This window comes from Salinimicrobium sp. CAU 1759 (genome assembly GCF_054482715.1).
Genome location: NZ_JBTLRK010000001.1, coordinates 1,917,095 through 1,942,475, shown reverse-complemented (window position 1 = coordinate 1,942,475; position 25,381 = coordinate 1,917,095). Strand labels below are relative to the sequence as shown.

Here is a 25,381-nt window from a genome sequence, read left to right as displayed (position 1 = left end):
TATCTTTGCGGCGAATAAGTACAGCTAGAAAATGAGCAAGGAAACTGCCTTTAAATTACATACTATAAAAGAAGCCATTGACGACATAAGAGCCGGAAAGGTGATCATTGTTGTTGATGATGAGGACAGAGAGAACGAAGGTGACTTTTTAGCTGCTGCTTCAAAGGTAACACCTCAAATGATCAATTTCATGGCCACCCATGGCCGCGGACTCATTTGTGCTCCTATAACCGAAAAACGCTGTAAGGAACTGCAACTCGAAATGATGGTGGGTAATAATACCGATCCTATGGAGACCGCCTTCACGATCTCTGTAGATCTTAAAGGCAACGGCGTTACTACCGGAATATCAGCTTCAGACAGAGCAGAGACCATTCGCTCCCTGATCGATCCTGACACCAGGCCAAATGATCTTAGTCGCCCGGGCCACATCTTTCCGCTTAAAGCAAAAGAAGGTGGAGTTCTTCGACGTACAGGCCATACCGAAGCTGCCATAGATTTTGCCAGGCTCGCCGGTTTTCCTCCCGCGGGAGTTATTGTTGAGATCATGAACGAAGATGGTTCTATGGCAAGGCTACCACAACTCATCAAAGTAGCCGAAAAATTTGACCTGAAGATTGTTTCTATTGAGGACCTGGTTGCCTACAGAATGCAACATGATTCTCTTATCGTTAAAAAGGAAGATTTTGATATAAACACCCGCTTTGGAACTTTCAGGCTAAGGGCTTATCAACAAACCACTAACAAGCAGGTACATATCGCCCTTACCAAAGGGGCATGGAAATCTTCGGACCCGGTACTTGTACGGGTAAATTCGACCCTCGTCAATAATGACATTTTAGGGACCCTTACCAATGATGCCGACAAGAAGCTGGACTATATGTTCAAAGCCATAAATGATGAAGGAAAAGGAGCTATTGTTTTTATTAATCAGGAAAGCCAGTCGCTTAACCTGCTTAAAAGGCTGGGAGAATTGAAAGACCTTCAGAAGAAAGGAGAAATTAAGGCCCCTCCATTAGTTATGGATTCCAAGGACTTTGGGATTGGAGCCCAGATCCTTCACGATCTCGAGATCCACAAACTTCGCCTCCTTTCTAACAGCAAACAGACGAAGAGAGTTGGAATGATAGGATATGGATTGGAAATAATTGAGTACGTGAACTACTAAAGTTCGATCACTGTTTCTTCAACCGGCCTTCTCACCTTCTTTAAAGAGGCGAAAAAGTCATCTTCTGCCCTATAGCCCACCGGTAATGCCAAAACTGCCTCTAACCCGTATTTTTGAAGATCAAGGATCTCATTATATTTCTGAGGTTCAAAACCTTCCATTGGGCAGGAGTCTATCTCTTCAACGGCACAAACTGTAAGCAAGGTTCCCAGTACAAGGTATGCCTGGTGGGTGGCCCATACTTTTATTTCATCTACTGGCTTTTGTTCAAAATCTCCTATTAAAGAATCCCGGAATGGGTGCAAGATTTCATCGGGAGTATTTCTCACTTCCTGTACGTTCCTGAAATATTTTTTGATGAATTCCTTATCGATCGCAGTTTCAATACAAATCACCAACAGGTGGGAAGCAGTACCAATCTGTTTTTGGTCATAGGAAGCTTTCATCAGGGAATGCTGTACTTCCTTATTTTGAACCACAATAAGCTTGAGGGGCTGCAGGCCGTAAGAGGTAGCGGTAAGGTTAAAAGCCCTCTTTAAAACCTCTAATTTTTTAGAGGGAAGTAACTTCTCGGGATCAAACTTCTTTGCTGCATATCTCCACTTAAGGGCATGGACACTTTTCATGAATGGTATTTTTTGCAAAGATACGCCACGCAAATAGAGGCTGCAAATCCCTTAACTACAGCAAAAATAAAAGTTAAAGATCAATAATTACCTTGTTTACGTTCCCGCCTGTTGCGATAAAACTGAAAGATCTTTCGAAAAAGATATGCGCTCACTAACAGCACCACCAGGGCTTCAAATCCTAACAAAAAATAATATAGAGTCATATATGGAACATTAGAAGGCTTACCACCCCAAAAATCAAATGTAATCTAACTCCATGTTAAAAATTGACGTTATTCCAACAAGTCATACAACTTATAACACAATTTTAGCTAGGAAACATCTTTAAATAGTTTAAGTTGTAGAAAGAACTAAAAAAATCAAAACCTCCTAAAAAGAGAGAAATGAAAATTTCTGTAAAGGCTCTACCTGTAGAAGAAATAATAGAAAGCTTATCAAAACAGTTTAAAACCCCTATCAAAAGAGATGGCGGGGAATTAACTATAGAACTCACCGATAAACTGGGACAAGGCTTTATAAGAGGAACCAGTTTTACATCTGGCGTAGGCGTTATAGAGTATAATGTCACGTTTTATAGGGATCTGGAAATCCATTTTGTGATCAATAAGACACATCCACTCAAATTCATTTTTTGCTCAGAAGGTAGAGTAAATCATGCTTTTGAAGAGAATATGGATATCCACAGCATAGACACTTACCAGAATGTTATCGTCTCCAGCAGTGGCCACAATGGTCATATCCTTTATTTTAAAGCGAATGAAACCTCCCATGTCTTTAGTCTAGAGATCATTAGATCTGAATTCAACAAAAGAAAAAATTTCGGGTATAAGGATCTTGATCCCCGATTGGAGAAATTATTTAAAGATGAAGTCTCACGAGAGCTCTTCTTTTACCAGGGAAATTACAGCATCCAGGCCGCCGACATAGTAGAAGCTATGGCCAATAAAGAACACACAGGTTTTCTACGTTCCATCTACCTTGAAGGCAAGGCCTATGAAATGCTGGCAAAGCAGATCAGTCAATACTGTGATGACCAGGACAATGGAAATAAATCGGCCCTGTTACGTAGAAGTGATGTAGAAAAGGTGAAAAGAGCTGTAGAGGTGATCAATCAGGATCTTAACCAAAATTATTCAGTTGAGGAGCTCGCCAAAGAAGTTGGTACGAACGTGAATAAACTACAGGAAGGCTTTAAGTATATGTTTGATCTTACCGTGAATAAATATGTGCAACAGGTAAAACTTGAAGCTGCCAAGAGCATGTTAACCGATGGCGAGAATAATATCTCTCAGATCGTTGGCCAGATAGGACTCAACAACCGCAGCTACTTTTCCAAGATCTTCAAAGAAAAATATGGAGTTAGTCCTAAATATTTTCTAAATCAGAAATATTCTGAAAGTGAGGAAAGTGTAGAGAATGAAAAAGGTTAGCCCGATAGTGCTTCCAGAGCCTTTTCAATATCTATGCCTTTGCCTAATACCGGTTTAAAAAGATTGGGTTTCTTCTCAATTCGTGCAGGCATTGTTTTAATTGTAAAATCCCTCATATCCAAACCCTGCTTTACCTCCTTCCATTCCAAAGGAGCCGACACTGTCGCACCGGGTTTAGGCCTTGCACAATAAGGGGCTGCCAAAGTCTGCCCTTTGCGATTCTGTAAAAAGTCAAGATAGATCTTCCCCTTCCTCTTTTTTACATTTCGTTCCATAGAAGTGATATCAGGTAATTTTTCCTGAATAAAATAACAGAGGATCTTAGTAAAATCCCTCGCTTCGTCATAGGTGTATTTTGCACCAAGGGGGATATATATATGAATACCACTAGAACCTGAAGTCTTTGGATATCCTGTTATTTTTGCTTTATCGAGCACTTCTTTTGCAGCTTGTGCCACCTCAATTACCTGTTCAAAAGTGGTTTTTTCTGAAGGGTCTATATCAATTACCGTAAAGTCGGGATGAAGAAGATTTTGAACCCTGGAGTTCCACGGATTGATCTCTATACAACCCAGGTTTGCCATGTAGATCAAACTGGCTTCGTTCTGGCACATGATGTATTCTATCTCCCGGTTGTTGTGCTTTGAAAATATTTTGGCAGATTCCAGCCAGTGAGGAAAAATACCTGCCGTATCTTTTTGATAGAATCCCTCCTCCAAAATACCGTTTGGATGCCGGTGAAGATTCTGCGGCCTGTCCTTCAAAAATGGCAAAATTGCATCGGAGATCTGCAGATAATATTCTATGAGGTCATACTTCCTCAACCCCGACTCCGGCCAATAGATCTTGTCCAAATTACTTATAGGAACAGAAATCCCTCCTATTTCCAGCGAATCTCCTTCCTTTTTTGATGCAGGCTTCTTCTTCGGAATTTTTGCCGTTTTCTCTTTGGTCACCTCCTGTGGGAGCTTATCCAATCGTAAACCTTTAAAAGAAGGATGCCGCATATTTCCTGAGCGGGTCCATTCCGAAAAGTTCACTTCACAAATAAGTTCGGGTATTAACCAGGTAGGGGTGCGTCCTTTTAATGAAGGTTTCTTTTTAAAGGGTTTTGCATCGGTTACAAGAGGCTGAAATTTTTCGTAAAGATCTTTTTTATCCTGCTCGCTAAATCCTGTTCCGCAGTTGCCTATGTACACCAGCTCCTCCTCCCTGTGCATCCCCAGGATCAGGGATCCGAAAGGACCTCCCTTATCCGAGTCTGTATAGCCACAGATCAAAGCTTCCTGACTTTCAAATGCTTTTATCTTTAACCACTTGTCACTTCTCGAGCCGGGAATATATTGAGAATCGGCTTTCTTGGCGATCACACCTTCCATTCCCATTTCTACCGCCTGCTCAAAAAAGGCCTTTCCCATACTCTCCACATGATCGCAGTAATACACCTGCGGAATATCCTCTATCACCTTTGGAATAAGACTTTTTCTTTCAGTAAGAGGCAGGTGCATGATGTTATGACCATTCAGGTAAAGAATGTCGAACACGTAGTAGCGTAGTTCTCCGGAAGGTTCTTTTTGATAATTCTGAAGTTTTTGGAAGACAGGCTTCCCGGACTCATCCAGTGCCACCACCTCTCCATCGAGGATCACATCATGTGGGATGACCTTTAGATGCTCATAAATTTCTTTGAATTTTGCCTTGAATGAGATACCGTTCCGGGAATAGAAATCGACTTTCCCTTTCTGAATGTTTGCAAGAGCGCGATACCCATCCCACTTCAATTCATAGATCCAGTTTGCTTTGTTGAAGATCTCCGGTGCCTTTGTTGCAAGCATAGGCTTGATTAGTTCAGTGACCTCAAGTTTCTTTACCTTTTCATGTTCAGCGTGTTCGCTCAGGTTCTCGGCGTCGTATGAAAGATCGGTTGAGAATTCATCCTTCTTTTTGATCAGCAGCCATTGATTGTCCTTATCTCCTCCCCGGCGGGTATGCACCAGGGCAAAAGTTCCTTTTACCTTAGTACCGAAAAATGACAATTTAAGGTCACCTTTTTTCAGCATTTTTAAGAGGTCCTTTTCATCACCTCCTCCTGCCGCTTCATAGGTGCCTTCATCCCAGATGCTCATCTCCCCTGCTCCATAATTACCTTTGGGAATAGTACCATGAAAACTGAGATATTTGATAGGATGATCTTCGGTCATCAAAGCAAGTCGCTTGTCTGCCGGATTCATAGATGGACCTTTGGGAACCGCCCAGCTCTTCAAAACTCCCTCCATTTCCAGGCGAAGATCATAGTGAAGCCGTGTAGCACGGTGGCGTTGTATTACGAACCGCAGCCGGCCCTTATTCTTTTCATAAGCAGCATCGGGTTCGGGCGTATTTGAAAAATTCCTTTTTTTGATGTACTCGTCCAGTGGCATTTAGGAAGCTTTGCTTTTCTTCTTCTTTTTATCGAGACTTGCTTTAAGCTGCGCCATAAGATCTGTCGCAGGAGTAGCTTTAGTCTCAAACTTCTCAACTTTTGTTTTCTTGCCGGAAGTCTTCGCTTTGATGATCTCCATAAGTTGATCATTATAAATATCCTTGTACTTCTCAAAATCGAATTCTTCGGTATACTGCTCAATTAGAGATTTCGCCATGTCCACCTCCTTTTTGGAGACCTTGACATCGGGAAGTTTCAATTCTGAAGGATCCCGTATCTCATCGGCAAACCGAATTACGTGAAGTACCAGAGCATCTTTGTAAACCCCGACCAGGCTAAGATTTTCCTTTGCCCGCATTACGAAAGTTGCCACTCCGAGCTTTCCTGTATCTTTTAAGGCATTCTTAAGCAGATTATAGGATTTCTCTCCGTCTTTTTGAGGCTCGAGAAAATAGGGCTTTTTAAAAAGTACATCGGCCACATCTTTTTCTTCAATGAATTCTTCGATGTCTATAGTACGGGATTTCTTCATGTTCGCCTTGTCAAAATCTTCCTTTTCCAACACGATATACGAATCATCCTGTTTATAGCCCTTCACGATATCTTTCCATTCCACTTCCTCGCCGGTCACTTCATTGACCCGTTTGTACCTAATTCTTGCATGGTCATTCTTGTCGAGCATGTCTAGATCGAGCTTTCGCTCCTCGCTACCCGAATACATTTTGATGGGAATTGTGACCAGTCCGAAACTAATGGACCCGTTCCAGATAGACCTCATAATCTGAAGATTTAAAGTTGATTCTCTACAAGATACCCGATTTTTCAATCACTCCCGAAGGATTAGCATTGTCTTAACGGTGGTAGCCGCCACTTGCACCAGTTCTCGTTAAGGTTTTAGGAAAAAGTCGCTAAAGCTTTCTTAATCATTTTGTTGCGGCACAAAAAAGAATATAACTTAGAATGAACTGAATGTATAACTGTTCTTCCCGGCAGGAAGAGCAAACCTAAAGCATCAAAGCAACGATGTGAAAAAAGAAGAAACAATGGAATTAAAAGCACTTTTTCTAAACTGTACTCTAAAAAAATCACCCGAAACCTCTAATACTTCTGCCTTTATTAAGCAAGCCCAAAAAATGTTTGCTGAACTCGATGTTGATACCGAAGAAATCCGGGTTGTAGACCACAATGTGAAATTTGGTAACACTTCAGATGAGGGGGAAGGAGATGGCTGGCCCAAAATTCTTCAGAAAGTTAAAAACAGCGATATCATGATCATTGCCACTCCTGTTTGGAGAGGTGACCGCAGCTCAATAGCTAAGTTAGTGGCCGAAAGGTTTGACGGCATCTGGGAAGAAGCCGATGAAGAAACAGGACAATATCCAACTTTTAATAAAGTAGGCGGAGTAATGGTAGATGGGAATGAAGATGGTGCCAAAAAAGCGATTTCCAGCATTTGTTTTGATCTTTCAGAGCATGGTTTCACTGTTCCCATAAATGCTTTTAGTTATTATGTAGGTAAGGCAGGGCCGGGTCCGGCGTATATTGAAGCTAAGGGAGACCGGCACTTCTTCACCAATCGCACTCTTTACATGATGGTTCACAATCTCACTCATGTGGCCAAGGTCCTAAAGGAAAATCCTTACCCAACAAACGTAAAGGAGCTGAAGAAAAAGGCTGAGAAGATCAGCGATACCGAAAAATAGAAACTAAATTTAAACTATTTATGTTAACCTGGTTAGTACACGTAATTATTGATGCCATAGTTCTTCTCATTGCGGCAAAAATGCTCCCGAAGGTAGAATTGAAGGGCTGGAAGACCGCCCTCGTTGTGGCTCTTCTTATTGGGGTACTAAGCTTCTTTTTGAGCTGGATCCTTACCGTAATCCTAAATGTTGCCACCCTTGGAATCTTTTATTTCCTGGGCCTCGGGTTCATCACGAGGATCATCGCCTATGCGATCATCATTGAACTGGCAGATAAACTAAGTACGGGGTTTAAGACCCATGGATTTATGCCTTCACTTTGGCTTGCGATCATTATTGCCATTGTGAGTTCAATAGTAGATTGGATCATTTTGTAAATCCCGAAAATTTGTTGAGACAATTGTCCCAGCATTACAGGCTGTAAAAACGAGGTCTACCCTAAATCCCGGGGCGATGCCCTGGGCTCTTATATCCCAGCCCTTCAGACTGAAAAATTTCTTCTAAAAATGTCCTTTTTGAAACTCCAAAAAGACTGATTGGCTTGAACCAAATTCTACATCGGTTTTGCCCGCAAATATTGGTTAGGCCATTCGACTTCGGCGTCCAACGCAGCGGCGGCCTCTAATGGAAAGTATGGATTCCTCAACATTTCTCTACCCAACAACACAAGATCGGCCTGTTCTTTTTCAAGCACCTCTTCCGCCTCCTGCGGAGTGGTGATCATACCTACAGCGGCCGACATAATCCCGGCTTCCTTCTTTATCTTTTCTGAAAATGGCACCTGATACTTCTTCGCAACCGGAATGGTTACCTTGGGAACTAGTCCGCCGGAAGAGCAGTCGATAAGATCTACCCCCTCCTCTTTTAATAGCTTTGACAGTTGAACCGATTCCTCCTGGTTCCATCCTCCCTCAGCCCAATCGGTGGCCGAGATCCTAACGAATAAAGGCAGCTCCTCCGGCCAGCTCTCTCTCACTGCCCGGGTCACTTCAAGCATGAGCCTGCTGCGATTTTCGAATGAGCCCCCATATTCATCTTTTCTGTGATTGCTAAGCGGTGAAAGGAACTCGTGAAGCAAATAACCATGAGCTGCGTGTATCTCCAGTACTTTAAAGCCTGCCAAAAATGCTCTTTTTGAAGCTTCTTTAAAATCGGATATCACCTTCTCTATTCCTGCTGAATCAAGTGCTACCGGCGCAGGATTCTCCTCATAGAATGGAATAGCCGAAGGTGCTACCGGTTTCCAACCTCCGTCTTCTTCAGAAATAAAGTTTCCACCTTTCCATGGTCTGGTAGTAGAAGCTTTTCTCCCGGCATGTGCCAATTGTATTCCCGGCACACTTCCCTGGGCTTCCAAAAATAAGGTGATTTCCTTCAGTTTTTCCACATGCTCATCTTTCCAGATCCCAAGATCATCGGGAGTAATGCGAGCTTCGGGAGAAACTGCCGCAGCTTCAGAAATTACAAGCCCGGCACCTCCAGTTGCCCTCGTTCCAAGATGAACCAGGTGCCAATTGTTCGCAAAGCCATCTTTGCTGCTGTACATACACATAGGCGAGACACCAATACGGTTCTTGAATTGAACTGATCGTATTTGTAAAGGGGAAAACAGTTTGCTGCTCATAAAGGACTTGTTTCGTTTCTTCAAAACTAAGGAAAATGCAACGGCTATTTTTCCCACAGCTATAGGCAAAAATCATTTGAAGATCGATTTAAATAATATTCTGCAGGTGATCCCAAAAACAGATTTTTCTAAAAACTTAAAGAGTTGTAGTAAGATTACTCCGGGAGGATTTCCCTCTGTTTTTTGGCTGAAGGAACGGGATCACGTAATTCTCAAAGAAATTAAAATACAGACTATCAATAAATTACGTATATTTAGAGAAGTTTAAGAACTCTCCCCATTTTTAGGACAGCTTCCATATGGAAGGAAAATCCCCCCTTTGCATTTAATATTAATTAAATCTTTATACTATGAAAAGAATGCAGTTTATGATGATCTGGGGCTTATGTTTCCTGATTTTTAGCAGTGTTAATTCCCAGGAGAATCAAAATCAGGCCTTCTGGATACATGAAGACCAGGTAAAGCCCGGGCTTGTGGAGGAATATGCAGATCACTCCAAAAAGCTTGTGGCAATGGCAAAGGAGAACAATTTCGAAGGAATGGGTTGGAATGTTGCTCAAATGGATGACGGCACCTTTTTATCTATCACTCCCATAGAGGATTTTGAGCACCTGCAAAGTCTGTCTTTTGCAAGTCTGCAGGAAAAGGTAGGGCAGGAAAATTTCAGCCAGTTGATGAGCGGCTTTAATAAATACTATGATTATCATGGAGATTACATCACAATTCTGGATAATGATCTCTCGTATATGCCTTCCGGTGAAGGAATAGTACAAGATGGGAAAGACTTCAGAAAATGGCATTTTATGAAAGTCACTGCCGAAAATGATTCCAAGATGAGAGAAAAACTCAAGGAACTAAAAGATCTTTATGGCAAAAAGAACTCCAAAATGCATTACCGGGTCTATCGATCTGGATTTGGTCAAATGGGCAACAATTATGTGGCTGTTCTTTCGGCAAAAGACGCACAGGATTACGCACGCCTTTCTGCTGAAAATAATCAGATCCTCGGAGAAGAGGGAAAGCAAAAATTTCAGGAGATCATGGACCTTGTGACCGAATATCGAAATACACAGGGGCGAATGAGACCCGATCTTGCTTATATTCCCACTGCAGCGGCAGCTCAACCTATCCAAAAAGATTGAAAAAAACATTAATTATAATTTTCTAAAATAGATGCTCTGATCTTCATTTTTCAGAGCATTTATTTTTCGGTGAGACTTTTTCCAATATCTTAGCGAGGAAGATCTCGCTATGCCCGCCAAACAAGTATTTCCGCTGTCCAAGCTTACTGAAGCTATTGAAAATGTGATCAACCGGCACTGCAGTAAAGTGGTATGGGTAAAAGCTGAAATTGTAAAGCTGAATCACTATCCTCACACCGGCCACTGCTATCCCGACCTTGTAGAAAAAAAAAATGGAAAGATCGTAGCCGAACTCCGTGGAAACATCTGGAAATCGAACTTTGATCTTATCAATGAAAAATTCCGACAGGTACTAAATGAGGATCTCCGGGATGATATGACGGTAGTGGTGCAGGCAACAGTGACTTATCATTCGGTCTACGGCCTGGCTCTGAACATACTGGATATAGACCCCGAATACACTCTTGGAGAACTGGCCAAGCAAAGAGCCGAAGCCATAAAAAAACTTGTTTCAGAAGGCATTTTTGAAGCCAATAAGCAACAACTTCTTCCTCGCCTGCCCAAAACCATTGCTGTAATTTCTGTGAATAGCAGTAAAGGATACCAGGATTTTATAAATGTTGTTGAAAATAATCCCTGGGGTTATCAATTCTACTGTAAACTTTTTCCTGCCATTCTTCAGGGAGAACGGGCAGTTACAACTATTACGGCCCAACTAAAAAGGATTGAACGGCACAAGAAGCTCTTTGATGCTGTTGCGATCATTCGTGGTGGGGGTGGCGAAATTGGGCTTAGCTGCTATGACAACTATGATCTTGCCAAAGCAATTGCGCAATTCCCTTTGCCGGTCCTTACCGGAATTGGCCATTCCACTAACGAGACCGTTAGCGAACTGGTGAGCTTCAGGAATTTCATTACTCCTACCAAAATAGCGGAATTCCTGCTCCAGGAATTTCACAATTTCTCTCAACCGCTCAGGGAAAATCTGCAGAAATTAGTGACAGGCACAAATCTTCTTTTTGAAAGGCAGGAGACCCGATTGGAAAAGGTATCAAGGTCCTTCGGCTTCTATACCACCAGGATCCTGGACCGCGAAAAGAATAAATTAACCTCCTGCAGGCAGGTGATCCATTCGCGAGCAAAGGGTATTTTAAAAGAAGAAAATTCGGAACTAAAGAATATTGCAACTTCAGTTGAGCTGCTTTCTCCAAAGAACATCCTAAAGAGAGGCTTCAGCATTACCAGGAAAGATGGCAGGATTGTTACAGACGCAGGTCTACTAAAGCCCGGAGACCTTATAGAAAATGAGTTTTACTTTGGTAAAGCTTCAGCAGAAATTAAAAAAACAACCTAATGTAATGGGAACGAAAATTACCTATACCGAAGCATTTGATGAATTACAGCAAATTGTCACAGACCTTGAAAGTGCCGAAATTAGTATTGATGAGCTTGACGCCAGAGTAAAAAGAGCTTCTGCCTTACTTAAAATTTGCAGGGAAAAACTCTACAAGACAGAACAAAACGTCCTGGAGACTCTTAAAACACTGGAAACAGAATAAAAACGGTACTGTAAGAAAAAAGCCGCGTTAGGAACTGAAATTAATTCGTACTTTGCCAATAACCGTGAACAATTAATTTCTGCATTTATCGAAGTGAATACCAAGAAGGATTTATCTGGCGATTTAACCGCCATAAATCAAATATCCATAGTTCCCCAATTACTGGAGGTCATTTGTCGTACTACAAAATTAAGATTTGCTGCTATTGCAAGGGTAACCGATGAGCGATGGCTGGCATGTGCTACTTTAGACAATATACCTCTTGGGCTTAAGGCGGGAGATGAGCTGGATATCAAGGATACCTTTTGCGACCAGGTCCATAAGACCGGAAAGCCGGTGATCTTTAATAATGTTCACACAGATACAACTTATAGCGACCATCATATTCCCCCACTATTTGGCATCGAAAGTTACATTTCTGTTCCCATTTACAAAAAGAACGGGGAATTCTTTGGAACCCTTTGTGCCCTGGACTCTGTCCCGGCCAATATAGATACTACCGAGGTTAAAGACATGTTCAAGCTCTTTACAGATCTTATTTCCTTCCATCTCGAAACGGTGGAAAAAATGGAAGCTACCTCAAAGACTTTAAAAGAAGAGCGGGAAATGGCCGATTTAAGAGATCAATTTATTGCCATTTTAGGGCATGATCTCAAGAACCCCATTGCAACCATGAGAATGAGTTCAGACATTCTACTTAAGATGTCTAAGGAAGAAATTACGCTGAAGCATGCGGCAATGATCAAATCCACTTCTTTCAGGATGCAGAATCTTATTGAGAACATTCTCGATTTTGCAAAAGGAAAAATGGGCGAAGGAATTGTGCTGGATCAGGCTTCAAACAATGGTTCTCTTGTAAATATCCTTGAACAGGTCATTAAAGAAATTAATATTAGCTCGCCGGAAAGGAAGATAGATCTTAAGATCGACCTGAAATCTGACGTTTATTGTGACAAGAACCGCATTGGCCAGCTATTAGCCAATTTACTGAGCAATGCAGATCAGCATGGAGACAGAGATGCACCACTAAAAGTTTTTGCTCATACGACAGATGATCACTTCGAGCTCACAGTGACCAATAAAGGAGAAAAGATCCCGGAGGAAGCCATCGATCATCTTTTTCAGCCTTTTTACAGGGATAAAAACGAGGTGAGCAAGAAAGGCCTGGGACTCGGACTTTTTATTGCGGCTGAAATTGCAAAAGCGCATAAAGGAAAGCTGCTGGTAACCTCGACAGCTGAGGACACCAGTTTCACTTTAAGGATGCCTTTAAAAGAGAGATCATAAGTGCTCAAAAAGCTCATTTTTGAAGCCTTATATTTTTCACAGTTATAAGGGATCATCTTTCATTGATCTCAGGATATTTTCTCTCCTGATCCAGCTCGCGATCTACAAAAATATATCTTCATAAATACTGGTACAGGTCCCTTTCTTTTCAAACAATTCTAAAAGTTTGAACAACCTCTGTTAAGTCTTTATTAAGCAACTTGTAAGCAGCCTTAAGTCTTTTTATATTAGGTAAATACCTAAACAAAAAGCTATGAAAAGGAAATCTTCAACCAGGGTAATTGCCATTGAATTACCACTACAACAATCAATAATAGCACTGCTAATAATGCTACTCTTCAGTCTCACCGCAATGGCCCAGAAGCCTACCGTAAAGACTGATGCAGGTGCCATCAAAATCGATGTAATAAAAGAAGGGCTCGATCATCCCTGGGGAATGGCATTTCTACCAGATGGCAGATTGCTGGTGACGGAAAGGGCGGGGACACTAAGGATCCTGGACAAGAACAACAACCTTTCTGCACCACTTTCTGGCACACCCGAAGTTTTGGCACAGGGACAGGGTGGTATGCTTGATGTGGTGCTACACCCAAATTTCGATCAAAACAAACTGGTTTACCTCTCCTTTGCTGAACCCGGTCCTAATGGAACTGCCACGACTGCCTTGGGAAGGGGAAAACTCGAAGGGAATTCCCTGCATGGATTTGAGACTATTTTTCGTATGGAGCCAAAGGTGGAAGGTCCAAATCATTTTGGAGGCCGTATCATCTTTACTCCTGAAAATGATATTTTTCTCACCCTTGCCGAAAGATTTAAGTTTGAACCTGCCCAGGATCTTTCCAGTCATTTAGGTACTGTTGTGCGACTCAACGAAGACGGTACAGCTTCTGAAGAAAATCCTTCTTTTGATGCTGAAAATGCTTTGGCTGAAATCTGGTCTTACGGACACAGGAATATCGAAAGCGCAGCATTACATCCTGAAACTGGTGACCTTTGGGTCGCTGAAATGGGACCAATGGGTGGAGATGAATTACAAATAGCATCTGCCGGAAAAAATTATGGCTGGCCTGTGGTAAGCTGGGGAGATAACTATGATGGTAGTGAGATCCCAGACCCTACAACACATCCCAAATTTGCCGATGCAGTTATTCATTGGACACCAACAATTTCTCCTTCAGGAATGATCTTTTACGATGGCAATGTATTCCCGGAATGGAAGAACAGCATGATGATAGGCGGACTTACATCCACCGGAATAGTTAGGGTAAATGTGGACGGGGAACAGGCCCGTGAGGTGGAAAGGATTCCGTTGTCTGTAAGGGTTAGAGACGTAGAACAGGGACCTGATGGAACCATATGGGTGCTTACAGATGAAGACAATGGAAAGATCCTTCAGCTTAAGCCATTGAAATGAAGATAGCCACTTATAATGTAAATGGAATCAATGCGAGATTGTCGGTATTACTTCAATGGCTGAAGGAATCGGGACCAGATGTTGTTTGTCTTCAGGAATTGAAGGCTCCAGATGAGAAAATTCCGAAGAATGAAATTGAGCAAGCCGGCTATACCGCTCTTTGGCATGGCCAGAAAAGGTGGAATGGAGTTGCCATTCTTGCCAAAAACGATCTGGATATAAAGGAAAACGGCCGCGGTCTTGCTGGTGATCCCGAAGATGAACAGAGTCGTTACCTGGAAGCTGTGGTCAATGATATTACTATTGGTTGCCTTTACCTGCCTAATGGCAATCCCGCACCGGGACCTAAACTGGAATATAAAATGCGCTGGTTTGATCGCCTTACCAAACGTGCAGCCGAATTAATTAAAAAGGATGAACCAGTAGTTCTCACCGGAGATTATAATGTAATTCCTACAGAAAAGGACGTCTATAAACCGGAAAGGTGGGTTGACGATGCCCTTTTTAGACCTGAGGTTCGAAAAGCATTTCACGATCTTGTCGCCCAGGGATGGACAGATGCAATTCGCAAATTGTATCCTGAAGAGACCATCTACACCTTCTGGGATTACTTCCGGAATGCCTATGGGAGGAATGCAGGTTTGCGAATAGATCATTTCCTGTTAAGTCGTCACCTAAAGGACAAGCTCAAGGATGCCGGAGTAGATAAACATGTGAGGGGTTGGGAGAAGACCAGCGATCACGCTCCAGTTTGGGTGGAAATTGAAGAGTGAGTTCCGGCAGCTAATAATGGTTTAGACTCAGGTTCAAAAATGACATTTTTGATGCCCATTTTGGTTAGAACACGCGGGAAGCTATCGCTTTGATGTTGGCGCTCTTTCCCATGGAGTAATAATGTAGAACGGGAATGCCCGCAGCTACCAGTTCTTTGCTTTGTTCCACACACCATTCGATCCCTACCTGGTGAACCTCCTCATTGTTCCTGCACTTTTCCACTTCATGAGTAAGATCGTGTGGCAGGTCTACATGAAAGCGATGCGGAATCATTGTAAGCTGTTTCTTGGTGGCAATAGGCTTTAAACCCGGAATAATTGGTACAGTGATCCCATTTTTCCTGCACTCCTTTTCAAACTCAAAAAACTTCTGATTATCAAAAAACATCTGGGTTACCACATATTCTGCTCCTGCCTCTATCTTTGCCCTTAACCGCTGAATATCCTTTTGAAGACTCGGGGCTTCCATATGTTTTTCGGGATATCCTGCCACGCCAATACAGAAGTCGGTATTATGCCCGTTTTCAAGAGCTTCATCCAAAAATTTTCCGCAGTTCATTTTCGATATTTGCTGCACAAGTTCATTAGCGTAATTGTGGCCCTGAGGATCGGGGGTAAAGTAGATCTCGCTTTTTACAGCATCTCCTCTCAAAGCCATTACGTTTTTTATACCAAGGAAGTCAAGGTCTATCAGGAAGTTTTCGGTATCTTCTTTTGAGAATCCGCCGCAGAGGATGTGAGGCACCGCATCTACTTTGTACTTACTTTGTATGGCAGCACAAATACCTACCGTTCCTGGCCTTTTTCGCACCACCCTTTTTTCAAGCAATCCTTTTTCACGCTCGATATAAACGTACTCTTCTCTATGGTAGGTCACATCAATAAAAGGAGGTTTGAACTCCATAAGGGGATCAATGCCATCAAAGATCGACTGGATATTTTGTCCTTTTAAAGGGGGCAGGATCTCGAATGAGAAAAGCGTCTTGTCTTTAGAGCTAGCCAGGTGTTCGGTTATTTTCATTTTAATAAATACTTTGTTTCTAGTTATGCATTGTCGGCTATTGACGGCGCCAGCCACTTCTGCGCTTCTTCAAGCGAAATTTGTTTTCTGTCAGCAAAATCCTGTACCTGATCATTTTTAATTTTCCCAACTCCAAAGTAGCGCGCCTCGGGATGTGCAAAGTAATATCCACTTACGCTGGCTGCGGGCCACATAGCGAGACTTTCGGTAAGCTTCACCCCTATCCTCTCCTCTACTTTTAAAAGTTCCCAGAGCGTCAATTTTTCCAAATGATCGGGGCAGGCTGGATAACCGGGTGCAGGTCGTATCCCTTTATAGCTTTCTTTAATGAGCTCTTCATTGCTCAGGTTCTCTGCGGGTGCATAACCCCAATGTTTAGTACGCACCTGTTTATGAAGATATTCCGCAAAGGCTTCAGCAAGACGATCGGATAGGGCTTTGATCATGATCGAATTATACTCATCATGATCTTCTTCAAATTTCCTGGCGAGTTGATCCGTTCCAAAACCTGCAGTGACGCAGAAGCATCCTATATGATCCTGAATTCCCGATTCTTTTGGAGCAACAAAATCGGCCAGAGCGAAATTCGGTTTTTCTCCATGCTTCTTTAACTGCTGACGAAGACTTCTGAAAATGACATTTTTGACACCCGATGATTCATCAGCATAAACTTCAATATCATCATCATTCACAGAATTTGCCGGAAACAGCCCAAAAACAGCTTTAGCAGTAAGCATTTTTTCCTGAATTACTTCTTTGAGCAGAATTTTAGCGTCATCGTAGAGCGCCGTTGCCTGTTCCCCTACCACTTTATCTTCAAGGATCTGTGGAAATCTTCCATGCAGCTCCCAACTCCGGAAGAACGGGGTCCAGTCGATAAATGGAAGTAATTTCTCCAGCTCAAGATCCTCGATCACCTGCACTCCTATTTCCTTCGGCCTCACCACATCAATTTTGCTCCAGTCAGTCTGAAACTTATTTTTCCGGGCTTCGGTAATGCTCAGGTATTCCTTTACTTTTCCTCTTTTTTTGAAGTTCTTTCTGAAGGTGTTGTATTCAGCTTTAACATCGGCCCTGAATTTTGTTGCCGTCTTTTCTCCCAGCAGATTACCCACCACCGTCACCGCCCGCGAAGCATCATTTACATGAACAACTGCATTGCTGTACTGCGGATCGATCTTTACGGCGGTATGAGCTCTCGAGGTCGTTGCCCCACCTATTAAAAGCGGAACAGTGAATCCCTGTCGTTCCATTTCTTGTGCCAGGGAAGCCATTTCGTCAAGAGACGGAGTGATGAGGCCGCTAAGACCAATAGCATCAACACTTTCGGCTTTTGCGGTCTCAATTATCTTCTCGGGAAGTACCATCACCCCGAGGTCGATCACCTCATAGTTGTTACATGCAAGCACTACGCTCACAATATTCTTCCCGATGTCATGAACGTCACCCTTGACTGTGGCGAGAAGGATTTTGCCTGCCCCGCCGTGGCTCTCCGAAGAAGCTTTTGCCCCCCCGGCCCCCTGAGGGGGAGTGAAAGCTTCCTCCTCGGTTGTAGATTTAAGTGCTATTAAAATTTGATTTAAGACCTTGTCCAGATTCTTTTCAATCTCTTCATTGCGGAATCTAATCACCTTGAAACCTTGAGCACGTAACCACTTAGTTCGTTCTTCATCGCTCTTTTTGTTTTCTAGTCTCTGGTGAATCAGACCGTCCAGTTCAATAATCAATCTGTGCCTGAGGCACAAAAAATCTGCAATGTATGAACCTATGATGTGTTGCCTTCTGAATTTATACCCTTCCAGCTTCTTATGGCTCAAAGCCTCCCATAAAGTTGCTTCAGCAGGAGTTGATTTTTCATACCTCATCTCCCTGGCAAATTTCTTCATAGCCCCATACATCTCAGGATCTGCCGTCCGCCAATACTCTTCACCTTTGACTACTACTCCCCGGCCCCTCTCCCCCTGAGGGGGTAGGGGGGCTTGGGGCCGGAGAGCTTTTTTCTCCTCCTCAATATATGGCAGCAAATGAGCAACTGTCTTTTTCATCACCCTGGCCGATTTCACCACCTGAGGCAGGAACATCTTGCCACTGCCAAAAAGATCTCCTACCACGTTCATTCCGGTCATAAGAGGACCTTCAATGACATCTAAGGTGCGGGAAGAATTTGCCCTTGCAGCCTCAACGTCTTCCACGATGTACTCATCAATTCCTTTTACCAACGCATGAGTGATTCGCTCCTGCAACGGCTTTTCCCTCCAGGAAAGATCTGTTCTACTTTCCTTTTCTTTACCCACCACAGTTTCGGCAAAAGCCAGCAGACGTTCGGTGGCTTCATCTCTACGATCAAGGATAACATCTTCCACATGCTCCAGCAGATCCTTCGGAATGTTGTCATAAACCTCCAAAAGTGCAGGATTCACGATGCCCATGTTCATTCCGGCTTTAATGGCATGATACAGGAAGACCGAATGCATGGCTTCCCGCACGGGATCATTTCCGCGGAAAGAGAAGGAGACATTACTCACTCCTCCACTTAGGTTCACGTGTGGCAGATTTTCTTTGACCCAACGTGTGGCTTCAATATAATCCACAGCATTGCGCCGGTGTTCTTCCATTCCCGTTCCTACAGGGAAAATGTTCAGATCAAGAATAATATCCTCAGGAGGAAAATGCGCTTTTTGGGTAAGAAGGCCATAAGAGCGTTTCGCGATCTCAATGCGACGCTCATAATTATCGGCCTGGCCTACTTCATCAAAAGCCATTACTACAACAGCCGCTCCATATCGCCTGATCTTTTTAGCCTGAGCCAGAAATTCCTCCTCCCCTTCCTTCAAACTAATAGAATTCACGACACACTTGCCCTGGACAACCTGAAGTCCGGCTTCAATGATTTCCCATTTGGAACTGTCGATCATAATGGGAATACGGGCTATATCGGGTTCGGCCATTAACAGGTTAAGGATTTTTACCATCGCCTCTTTTCCATCTATAAGTCCGTCATCCATATTCACATCCAGGATCTGTGCTCCACCTTCGACCTGATCACGGGCAACAGAAAGAGCTTCATCATACTTCTCCTCTTTGATCAACCTCAGAAATTTTTTCGAGCCGGCTACGTTGGTTCGCTCCCCTACGTTGATGAAATTGGAATCGGGTGTAATGACCAGCGGTTCAAGGCCGGAGAGTTTTAAATACCTCTGCTGCTTACCTTCCAAAAATGTATTTTCTGAGGTCCTTTTTTCTTCTATCATTTTACTTCGGTTTCGGGTTGGAAGATCTCTTTTTTGAACTGTCGCGGTTTATATTCTTTAGCTACTTCAGCAATGGCCTTTATATGCGCAGGAGTGGTTCCGCAGCAACCACCGAGTATATTGACCAGTCCCCGTGACAAAAACTCCCGGATTTGCTCTGCCATTTCCCCCGGACTCTGGTCATATTCCCCAAAAGCATTTGGCAGGCCTGCATTAGGATAAGCAGACACACCAAAGCCGGATCTTTTCGCCAAGACTTCCAGGTGTGGCGTGAGCTGTTTTGCACCAAGGGCACAATTGAAACCAACGCTGAGCACTGGAATATGGGAAATGGAAATAAGGAAAGCTTCGGCAGTTTGCCCGCTCAAAGTTCGGCCGGAAGCATCTGTAATAGTTCCGCTGATCATTACGGGAATATCGATCTTCATCTCCTCCTTTAACTCTTCAATGGAAAAGAGGGCAGCCTTGGCATTTAAAGTATCAAAAACGGTTTCTACAAGTAGTACATCTACACCGCCATCGATCAAGGCCCTCGCCTGTTCCTTGTAGGCAATAGCAAGGTCAGAAAAAGAAATTGCCCTAAATCCGGGATCATTAACATCGGGAGACATGCTGGCAGTTTTATTGGTAGGACCAATAGCACCGGCTACAAAGCGTGGCTTTTCAGGATCTTCAAAAGTGACATTTTGAGCCACTTCCTTTGCGATGCGGGCAGACTCAAAATTCAGCTCATAAACAAGCTCCTGCATCTGGTAATCGGCCATGGCAATACTGGTGCCCGAGAAAGTATTGGTCTCGACAATATCTGCACCGGCATCTAAGTATTCACGATGGATCTCGGCAATGGCTTTAGGCTGCGTAATAGAAAGGAGATCATTATTCCCTTTAAGCGATACGGGCCAATCGGCGAAACGTTTTCCACGAAAATCTTCTTCGGTAAAATTATATTCCTGAAGCATGGTGCCCATGGCACCATCAAGGATCAGTATTTTTTTGGAGAATAGGTCTTCTATTTTTGACATTGGTTTGCGCAAAAAGGCTATCAAAAAAGAAGTCGGGAAAGAATTCTTAGTTATCTATCCACATTAGCGTGGTAGAACGTAGCACCTTCTCCTAAGGAGGGTTGCTAAGGTTTCACAGGGTCTAATCCCTCAACCTTTCTTGATAACTTGGTTTATTAAAAAATGAACTTAAGCAAAGATATCTAATATACTTAGAAATCCAAATGGTAGTTTGTTAGAAAAGATAAAAGACCGCTGCGCCACAAGAATCAAGAACCAAGACTGTATTTAGCTAAAATCCTACCTCTGAATGGATTATTAGAAGTGGGAAAAATTCTTGCTTCAAAAAGTAAAATTTCTTGTTCAATATTTAAAAAAGCTTTTTATATTTGCACCCGCAATGGAGGAATGGCAGAGTGGTCGATTGCGGCAGTCTTGAAAACTGTTGAGGGTAACACCTCCGGGGGTTCGAATCCCTCTTCCTCCGCAGATGTTAAATGCTTCCCTGAAAGGGGAAGCATTTTTATTTTAAGGAAGGTTTAAACGAAGTTTAGAAACCTGCATTAAAATGAATATGCTGACGGACGCAGCCTGGAGCATTTAAAATATGAAAGGTTCCCCACATCAGGGATCAGTGAAAAACCTCTCTTCCTCCGCAGGCCATAGCTGTATTCCTCAAAGGCTTGAAGGCGTAATTGCCACAGGCTTTGGAGCAGTCGTGGGAATTTTTTAATAGAACTTCAGGACAAGGTAATATTCTCGAAAGATGTAGCCGACAGCATTTAGAAAATTGTCCGCAATAAGATAGCAAGGACCAACGGCAGCATTACAATTTTTAGTGAGGAAGGTAGGTTTTGTGTTCTGTGAAGATGACAAAAAAAGTTAGAGAAGTGACCGCACTGCCAGCACAAGAAAAGTTATAACCCCTACTTTATAACTAAAATTTTACGAGCAGATCAATTCTGATCATAGCTGCCACTTTCTCTAATTTCCACCAAATCTAGTTTAAATCGGAGCATCGACAATTGCCATTTAGTTAACGTATGGGAATTCGAAGTAAACGTTTAAACCTGTAGTCTAAGAATTACGGTAGTACCCTTACCTTTAACAGGGTTTATTTGAACTGTTTTATCTAAATCGTACCCCAGCAACGTGAGGCGTTCTTTAACAAGGTTAATGCCTTTGGAATTATGAAGTTTATTGGTAGAATTTGCTGTAAATCCAACCCCATTATCTTTAATTTCACATTCCAAAATATCTCCAGGTAACTGCTTAAAAGAAATTTTTAAAGTAGGGTCTTTAACACTGTTTGGAAAGGCGTGAACAAAGACATTCTCTATAAAAGTTTGTAACAACATAGTAGGGATCTCAACCTCATAGACATCTATGGCCGGATCAATTTCAAAAATGACCTTCACGGCATTATTGAACCTGGTATTTTCTACACGGGTGTAGGATTGTAAATATTCAATTTCTTCAATAAGTAAGATGGTGGGCCTGGTACAATGATCCAGGTTTAGCCGGATCAATTTGGCAAAATCCCCAAGAAAAAGGTTGGCATTATCAATATCGCTATCCAAAATATAATTCTGAATGGAATTCATGGCATTGAAAATAAAGTGCGGATTCATTTGTGCAAGCAGGGCCTCCATTTTCGTTTCTTCAAAACGCTTTTGAATTATCCTTTTCTGGGCTTCAAAGCTCTTATGTTGCCTTATCTGGATCTTATAAATACTAAAGACCGCAAGCAAAATGGTGCACACTGTCAACAGAAAGAACCACCAGGTTTTCCAAAAAGGCTGCAGTATGGCCAACTTCAACAAAGGTTGAGTAAAGCTTAAGCCAGTACTTTGATCAAGCACTCTCACAGCTATGTCGTAATCATTAGGTGTCAAAAAGGGTAAAAAAATCTCAGGTTTATTTGAGGGAATACTCCAGTTATCGTTTCTATTTAACCTGTATTGGTATTTTAATTTGTTTGGAAAAGGATGTGGGTTAGTACCGAACCTGAATAAGATCGTGTTTTGATTATGCGCCAGTTCCAATTCATCAGAATCCAATACTTTTGAAGAGGAAAGTTTATTGTTGTTGATAAAGATCTCTTTGATCTCCAATTCCTCTACTAGTTTTTGTTCATCAAAAAGGCCATTCAGATCCAGAGCATAAAAGCCATTTGCACTGCCAATGTTTAACTGGTCGGCATTAACCTCTGCACTCAGCAATGGCTGCTTCAGCCCTTGCTCCTCATCCAGGAATATTTTTCGGCCATCTTTAAATAGAGTCAGCCCTTTTTCTGTTCCAACTATCAAATTTCCCTGGTATTCCTTTAAGAATGAAATGGTATTCCCCTGAATATCTGCCCGGGGAATTTTCTCTAAAAGCTTAAATGAAGGTTCATCATCGAAGATAAAAACATCTCCGAATTCATTGGAAATGGCCAACTTTTCACCTAAAGTAGTAATGTGCCTTAATTTCTTTTCGCCCCAGATATTGTTCACCAGGTATGATTTGAACCTATTTTTTTCCCAAACATAAAGCCCTGAAAAAACTGAAAGGAAATAGGTCTTTTCTTTCTGTTGTAAAGAATTTACCACCATTGTCGGGGTATAGGGCTCTTCCGGCGCAAAAGTGTTATAGGTAAAAGAATCCAGGTCCTCGTAGATCCTTACTCCTCCATATGGATGGGTTTCAATGAGCTTTCCGGTTGGAGTGAAATTGATCTCTTCTGTATGCAGGGGTAAATAGCGGAGTAACTCCCCTGAATCTCTAATAGCAAAAACCCCGATGTTGGTATTCAGCCAGAATATGTTCTGGAAGACTTTTATGTCATAAAATTTTATGTACTCTGCCTTTGTAGAATAATCCAGTTCGTAAAAATGATCTTCATATCGGGGTAACGGCAGTTTAGTATTCAGGACATAATTTTCCTGCCATTCCTTTAGTTGTTGCAGGGAGATCTTTTTGTCATTTATTCCATTTTTTATAAAGATGCCACTGTTCAGCAGCAGTGCAGAGGTGGTTTCTGTTCTGGCAAATCCCAGTACGTTTGTACCTTTCAATTCATTGAATTTGATTTGGGGATCCAGTACAACTTCAAAAAGTCCGGTATCTTTGGTGCCAATATATAATCTTTCAAAAGTGGGATCATAGGCCAGGCAAAGAACTTCCCTACTCGGGATATTGAATTCAGATGCCCTGGAGATCATCTTATTACCTACTAGTTCAAAGATCCCACCGTTTGTATCATAAATTCCCCAGGCCGCTGCAAAAGTCCTATGGTCGGTTGTTTTGACATAATCCCAGATTATGGAGGTTCCGATTTTTTTTCCTGAATGGGAACTACTTTCATCAACAAAATTTTCCAGGGATTTTTTTGTTAAGAAACCTTTGTTACTACTGTAGATACTATCATTTTCAACTGATACAGCATAGATAGGCTTTGCATTATTTACCCTAACCAGCACCGGCCGGTCTTCCTTGAAGATGATCTTAAAGACGCCAGAAAGATATGATGCGAAATAAACCTCATCCCGGTAGATGAAAAAATTCTGGATCCTGAAAAGTTCATTCTCCCTGGAAAGTCTTAAGGAGTGAACTTCAAAGGAATTGATGTCGACCACTGAAACTCCATCACTGGTTCCCACAAACATCTTATTTCCTCTTGAGAGTAGCTTGGTTATTTCATTATGGACCAGGCCGTCTTCCTGAGAGATCACTTTAAAGTCCTGTCCATTATATACCGTAATACCGGCACCGTAACTCCCAAACCATAAGTTTTTATTGTTGTCTTCTGCAATGGCCCAGCAACTGTTCAGGGCCAAACCATCCTCTTCAAAAAAGTATTTGAAGGTGTCATTTTCTTTTTTGACCACTCCATTTTCGGTGCCGATCCATAGCACATTATTGCTGTCCACCAGTAATGACCTGACAGCATTATTCGGCAGCTCATTGGCTGCAGTGTAGTTCTTAACGGGATAGATTTGTGAAAATGCTGAATTAGACCATAAAAGGAAGAAGCAGCAAAATTTAATGACTCTGTAAAATGGCATTTATGAATTCTTCTTCTTTTCGAAAAGAAACAGGAAGTCTCTCCCCACTGGTTAACTCTACTTCCTTGTTGGCCTTGTGATACCTGGTAACGTAATTTAGATTGATCACGTAGCTCTTATGGATCCTTTGGAAAGAATTGGCAGGAAGTACTTCTTCCACATATTTTAAAGTCTTTGAAGCTGTTTTAGTGATCCCGTCAATTTTTTTAATGCAGCAATAGTTACTCTCGGCCTGGCAATATAAAATTTGATTGGAGTGAATAAGTTCAAAACCATCAACGGTGGGAAAGGCTATTTTACTAACGTTCTGGTCATTTACATTGAGATTCTCCAGCAACAGAGACAGTTTCTTTTGAGCTGAACTTCCAGCATTTTTGCTTTCAAACCTCTTGACCGCATCGGCCAGTTCGAGACTGTTTATCGGCTTCAGTAAATAATCCAGAGCACTGCGCTTAATGGCCTTTATTGCGAATTGATTGTAGGCAGTAGTAAAAATTACCTCAAAGTTAATAACATCAAAATATCTGAACAGTTCAAACCCATTCTTCTCGGGCATTTGGATGTCCAAAAAGACCAACTCCGGCTCATACTTTTTGATGGCAAGTACGCCCGAGTCTACTGAACTGCATTTCTCAACAATACAGAACTTGTTAGGAAAATACCTGTTCAGCGTTTTCTCCAGCAAACTTTGGGCGTTCACTTCGTCGTCAATAATTACTGCTTTTATCATAATTTAAAACTACAATTAAAAAGGAAATTTGGATCTACTTCACAAAGAAAAAACCCGCAGCTTGCGATGCGGGTCCTTGTATAACATAAAAATTTTGCATTTGCCTTACAAAAATCGGATGAATGACACATACTGAAGAAATTTCTTACTTCACCTGTTAAATGCAGGTTAAACAGCA

General features: G+C 42.2%; 19 protein-coding genes, 1 tRNA gene and 1 riboswitch. Of the genes, 11 read left to right on the top strand and 9 right to left on the bottom strand.

From position 1 onward, the window contains the following. Nucleotides 1–31: 31 nt before the first annotated feature. Nucleotides 32–1,168, top strand: coding sequence for a 3,4-dihydroxy-2-butanone-4-phosphate synthase (gene ribB, locus ACXYMT_RS08800; protein WP_459058705.1), 1,137 nt, complete (start codon nucleotides 32–34; stop codon nucleotides 1,166–1,168). Here ribB and ACXYMT_RS08795 read toward each other — a convergent pair. Further along, nucleotides 1,165–1,794 carry an NAD(P)H-dependent oxidoreductase gene (locus tag ACXYMT_RS08795; protein WP_459058704.1) on the bottom strand — a complete coding sequence of 210 codons (630 nt, stop codon included), beginning with the start codon at nucleotides 1,792–1,794 and terminating at the stop codon, nucleotides 1,165–1,167. The genes ribB and ACXYMT_RS08795 overlap by 4 nt on opposite strands. Before the next feature lie 386 nt (nucleotides 1,795–2,180). Between ACXYMT_RS08795 and ACXYMT_RS08790 the strand changes: the two genes are divergently transcribed. Next, nucleotides 2,181–3,227, top strand: a complete 1,047-nt coding sequence (locus ACXYMT_RS08790) for a helix-turn-helix domain-containing protein (RefSeq protein WP_459058703.1) — start codon at nucleotides 2,181–2,183, stop codon at nucleotides 3,225–3,227. On the opposite strand, the gene ligD is transcribed toward ACXYMT_RS08790, so the two are convergent. Continuing rightward, complete coding sequence (ligD, locus tag ACXYMT_RS08785) at nucleotides 3,224–5,647, bottom strand: DNA ligase D (RefSeq protein ID WP_459058702.1); 2,424 nt, start codon at nucleotides 5,645–5,647, stop codon at nucleotides 3,224–3,226. The two genes, ACXYMT_RS08790 and ligD, sit on opposite strands and share 4 nt — an antisense overlap. Then, nucleotides 5,648–6,427 (bottom strand): non-homologous end joining protein Ku, encoded by a 780-nt coding sequence (gene ku / locus ACXYMT_RS08780; RefSeq protein ID WP_459058701.1) that lies wholly within the window; start codon nucleotides 6,425–6,427, stop codon nucleotides 5,648–5,650. 265 nt (nucleotides 6,428–6,692) lie between these two features. On the opposite strand from ku, the gene ACXYMT_RS08775 reads away from it, so the two are divergent. Both ACXYMT_RS08775 and ACXYMT_RS08770 read left to right on the top strand, forming a co-directional pair. Beyond that, complete coding sequence (locus tag ACXYMT_RS08775; protein WP_459058700.1) at nucleotides 6,693–7,352, top strand: flavodoxin family protein; 660 nt, start codon at nucleotides 6,693–6,695, stop codon at nucleotides 7,350–7,352. 20 nt (nucleotides 7,353–7,372) lie between these two features. Further along, a complete protein-coding gene (locus tag ACXYMT_RS08770) occupies nucleotides 7,373–7,729 on the top strand; it encodes a phage holin family protein (RefSeq protein ID WP_459058699.1) in 357 nt (118 codons plus the stop codon). A gap of 176 nt (nucleotides 7,730–7,905) precedes the next feature. Here the strand turns inward: ACXYMT_RS08770 and ACXYMT_RS08765 are convergent, their stop codons facing one another. Then, complete coding sequence (locus ACXYMT_RS08765; RefSeq protein ID WP_459058698.1) at nucleotides 7,906–8,976, bottom strand: NADH:flavin oxidoreductase/NADH oxidase; 1,071 nt, start codon at nucleotides 8,974–8,976, stop codon at nucleotides 7,906–7,908. Between the two features lie 350 nt (nucleotides 8,977–9,326). Between ACXYMT_RS08765 and ACXYMT_RS08760 the strand changes: the two genes are divergently transcribed. The 6 genes from ACXYMT_RS08760 (at nucleotide 9,327) to xth (ending at nucleotide 15,151) form a co-directional block, all read left to right on the top strand. Beyond that, nucleotides 9,327–10,118, top strand: coding sequence for a hypothetical protein (locus ACXYMT_RS08760; protein WP_459058697.1), 792 nt, complete (start codon nucleotides 9,327–9,329; stop codon nucleotides 10,116–10,118). Between the two features lie 109 nt (nucleotides 10,119–10,227). Continuing rightward, nucleotides 10,228–11,472, top strand: coding sequence for an exodeoxyribonuclease VII large subunit (gene xseA / locus ACXYMT_RS08755; RefSeq protein ID WP_459058696.1), 1,245 nt, complete (start codon nucleotides 10,228–10,230; stop codon nucleotides 11,470–11,472). 4 nt (nucleotides 11,473–11,476) lie between these two features. Next, nucleotides 11,477–11,677, top strand: coding sequence for an exodeoxyribonuclease VII small subunit (gene xseB, locus ACXYMT_RS08750; RefSeq protein ID WP_459058695.1), 201 nt, complete (start codon nucleotides 11,477–11,479; stop codon nucleotides 11,675–11,677). Nucleotides 11,678–11,770: 93 nt separating this feature from the next. Then, nucleotides 11,771–12,964: a sensor histidine kinase gene (locus ACXYMT_RS08745; protein WP_459058694.1), complete on the top strand. Its 1,194-nt coding sequence runs from the start codon at nucleotides 11,771–11,773 to the stop codon at nucleotides 12,962–12,964. A 253-nt stretch (nucleotides 12,965–13,217) separates the two neighbouring features. Then, a complete protein-coding gene (locus ACXYMT_RS08740; protein ID WP_459058693.1) occupies nucleotides 13,218–14,378 on the top strand; it encodes a PQQ-dependent sugar dehydrogenase in 1,161 nt (386 codons plus the stop codon). Beyond that, nucleotides 14,375–15,151: an exodeoxyribonuclease III gene (gene xth / locus ACXYMT_RS08735; protein WP_459058692.1), complete on the top strand. Its 777-nt coding sequence runs from the start codon at nucleotides 14,375–14,377 to the stop codon at nucleotides 15,149–15,151. The genes ACXYMT_RS08740 and xth overlap by 4 nt, the downstream gene beginning before the upstream one ends. Before the next feature lie 64 nt (nucleotides 15,152–15,215). Here the strand turns inward: xth and metF are convergent, their stop codons facing one another. The 3 genes from metF to ACXYMT_RS08720 are packed head-to-tail and all read right to left on the bottom strand — an operon-like array spanning nucleotide 15,216 to nucleotide 20,445. Further along, entirely contained in the window at nucleotides 15,216–16,172 is a 957-nt protein-coding gene (gene metF / locus ACXYMT_RS08730) for a methylenetetrahydrofolate reductase [NAD(P)H] (RefSeq protein WP_459058691.1), read from the bottom strand. A gap of 23 nt (nucleotides 16,173–16,195) precedes the next feature. Then, nucleotides 16,196–19,423 (bottom strand): vitamin B12 dependent-methionine synthase activation domain-containing protein, encoded by a 3,228-nt coding sequence (locus ACXYMT_RS08725; RefSeq protein WP_459058690.1) that lies wholly within the window; start codon nucleotides 19,421–19,423, stop codon nucleotides 16,196–16,198. Then, a complete protein-coding gene (locus ACXYMT_RS08720) occupies nucleotides 19,420–20,445 on the bottom strand; it encodes a homocysteine S-methyltransferase family protein (protein ID WP_459058689.1) in 1,026 nt (341 codons plus the stop codon). The genes ACXYMT_RS08725 and ACXYMT_RS08720 overlap by 4 nt, the downstream gene beginning before the upstream one ends. Before the next feature lie 47 nt (nucleotides 20,446–20,492). Continuing rightward, nucleotides 20,493–20,594, bottom strand: a riboswitch (SAM riboswitch). 232 nt (nucleotides 20,595–20,826) lie between these two features. Here ACXYMT_RS08720 and ACXYMT_RS08715 point away from each other — a divergent pair. After that, nucleotides 20,827–20,911, top strand: a tRNA-Ser gene (locus ACXYMT_RS08715). Between the two features lie 577 nt (nucleotides 20,912–21,488). Here the strand turns inward: ACXYMT_RS08715 and ACXYMT_RS08710 are convergent. Both ACXYMT_RS08710 and ACXYMT_RS08705 read right to left on the bottom strand, forming a co-directional pair. Next, nucleotides 21,489–24,473: a sensor histidine kinase gene (locus ACXYMT_RS08710; protein ID WP_459058688.1), complete on the bottom strand. Its 2,985-nt coding sequence runs from the start codon at nucleotides 24,471–24,473 to the stop codon at nucleotides 21,489–21,491. Beyond that, nucleotides 24,451–25,203, bottom strand: a complete 753-nt coding sequence (locus ACXYMT_RS08705; RefSeq protein WP_459058687.1) for a LytR/AlgR family response regulator transcription factor — start codon at nucleotides 25,201–25,203, stop codon at nucleotides 24,451–24,453. The genes ACXYMT_RS08710 and ACXYMT_RS08705 overlap by 23 nt, the downstream gene beginning before the upstream one ends. Between the last annotated feature and the right edge of the window lie 178 nt (nucleotides 25,204–25,381).

Coding starts and splice junctions, on each gene's coding strand:
- ACXYMT_RS08770 (WP_459058699.1), top strand. CDS start 7,373: ATGTTAACCTGGTTAGTACACGTAATTATTGATGCCATAGTTCTTCTC.
- ACXYMT_RS08705 (WP_459058687.1), bottom strand. CDS start 25,203: ATGATAAAAGCAGTAATTATTGACGACGAAGTGAACGCCCAAAGTTTG.
- ku (WP_459058701.1), bottom strand. CDS start 6,427: ATGAGGTCTATCTGGAACGGGTCCATTAGTTTCGGACTGGTCACAATT.
- ligD (WP_459058702.1), bottom strand. CDS start 5,647: ATGCCACTGGACGAGTACATCAAAAAAAGGAATTTTTCAAATACGCCC.
- ribB (WP_459058705.1), top strand. CDS start 32: ATGAGCAAGGAAACTGCCTTTAAATTACATACTATAAAAGAAGCCATT.
- ACXYMT_RS08710 (WP_459058688.1), bottom strand. CDS start 24,473: ATGCCATTTTACAGAGTCATTAAATTTTGCTGCTTCTTCCTTTTATGG.
- ACXYMT_RS08740 (WP_459058693.1), top strand. CDS start 13,218: ATGAAAAGGAAATCTTCAACCAGGGTAATTGCCATTGAATTACCACTA.
- xseA (WP_459058696.1), top strand. CDS start 10,228: ATGCCCGCCAAACAAGTATTTCCGCTGTCCAAGCTTACTGAAGCTATT.
- metF (WP_459058691.1), bottom strand. CDS start 16,172: ATGAAAATAACCGAACACCTGGCTAGCTCTAAAGACAAGACGCTTTTC.
- ACXYMT_RS08775 (WP_459058700.1), top strand. CDS start 6,693: ATGGAATTAAAAGCACTTTTTCTAAACTGTACTCTAAAAAAATCACCC.
- ACXYMT_RS08725 (WP_459058690.1), bottom strand. CDS start 19,423: ATGATAGAAGAAAAAAGGACCTCAGAAAATACATTTTTGGAAGGTAAG.
- ACXYMT_RS08790 (WP_459058703.1), top strand. CDS start 2,181: ATGAAAATTTCTGTAAAGGCTCTACCTGTAGAAGAAATAATAGAAAGC.
- ACXYMT_RS08760 (WP_459058697.1), top strand. CDS start 9,327: ATGAAAAGAATGCAGTTTATGATGATCTGGGGCTTATGTTTCCTGATT.
- xseB (WP_459058695.1), top strand. CDS start 11,477: ATGGGAACGAAAATTACCTATACCGAAGCATTTGATGAATTACAGCAA.
- ACXYMT_RS08765 (WP_459058698.1), bottom strand. CDS start 8,976: ATGAGCAGCAAACTGTTTTCCCCTTTACAAATACGATCAGTTCAATTC.
- ACXYMT_RS08720 (WP_459058689.1), bottom strand. CDS start 20,445: ATGTCAAAAATAGAAGACCTATTCTCCAAAAAAATACTGATCCTTGAT.
- xth (WP_459058692.1), top strand. CDS start 14,375: ATGAAGATAGCCACTTATAATGTAAATGGAATCAATGCGAGATTGTCG.
- ACXYMT_RS08795 (WP_459058704.1), bottom strand. CDS start 1,794: ATGAAAAGTGTCCATGCCCTTAAGTGGAGATATGCAGCAAAGAAGTTT.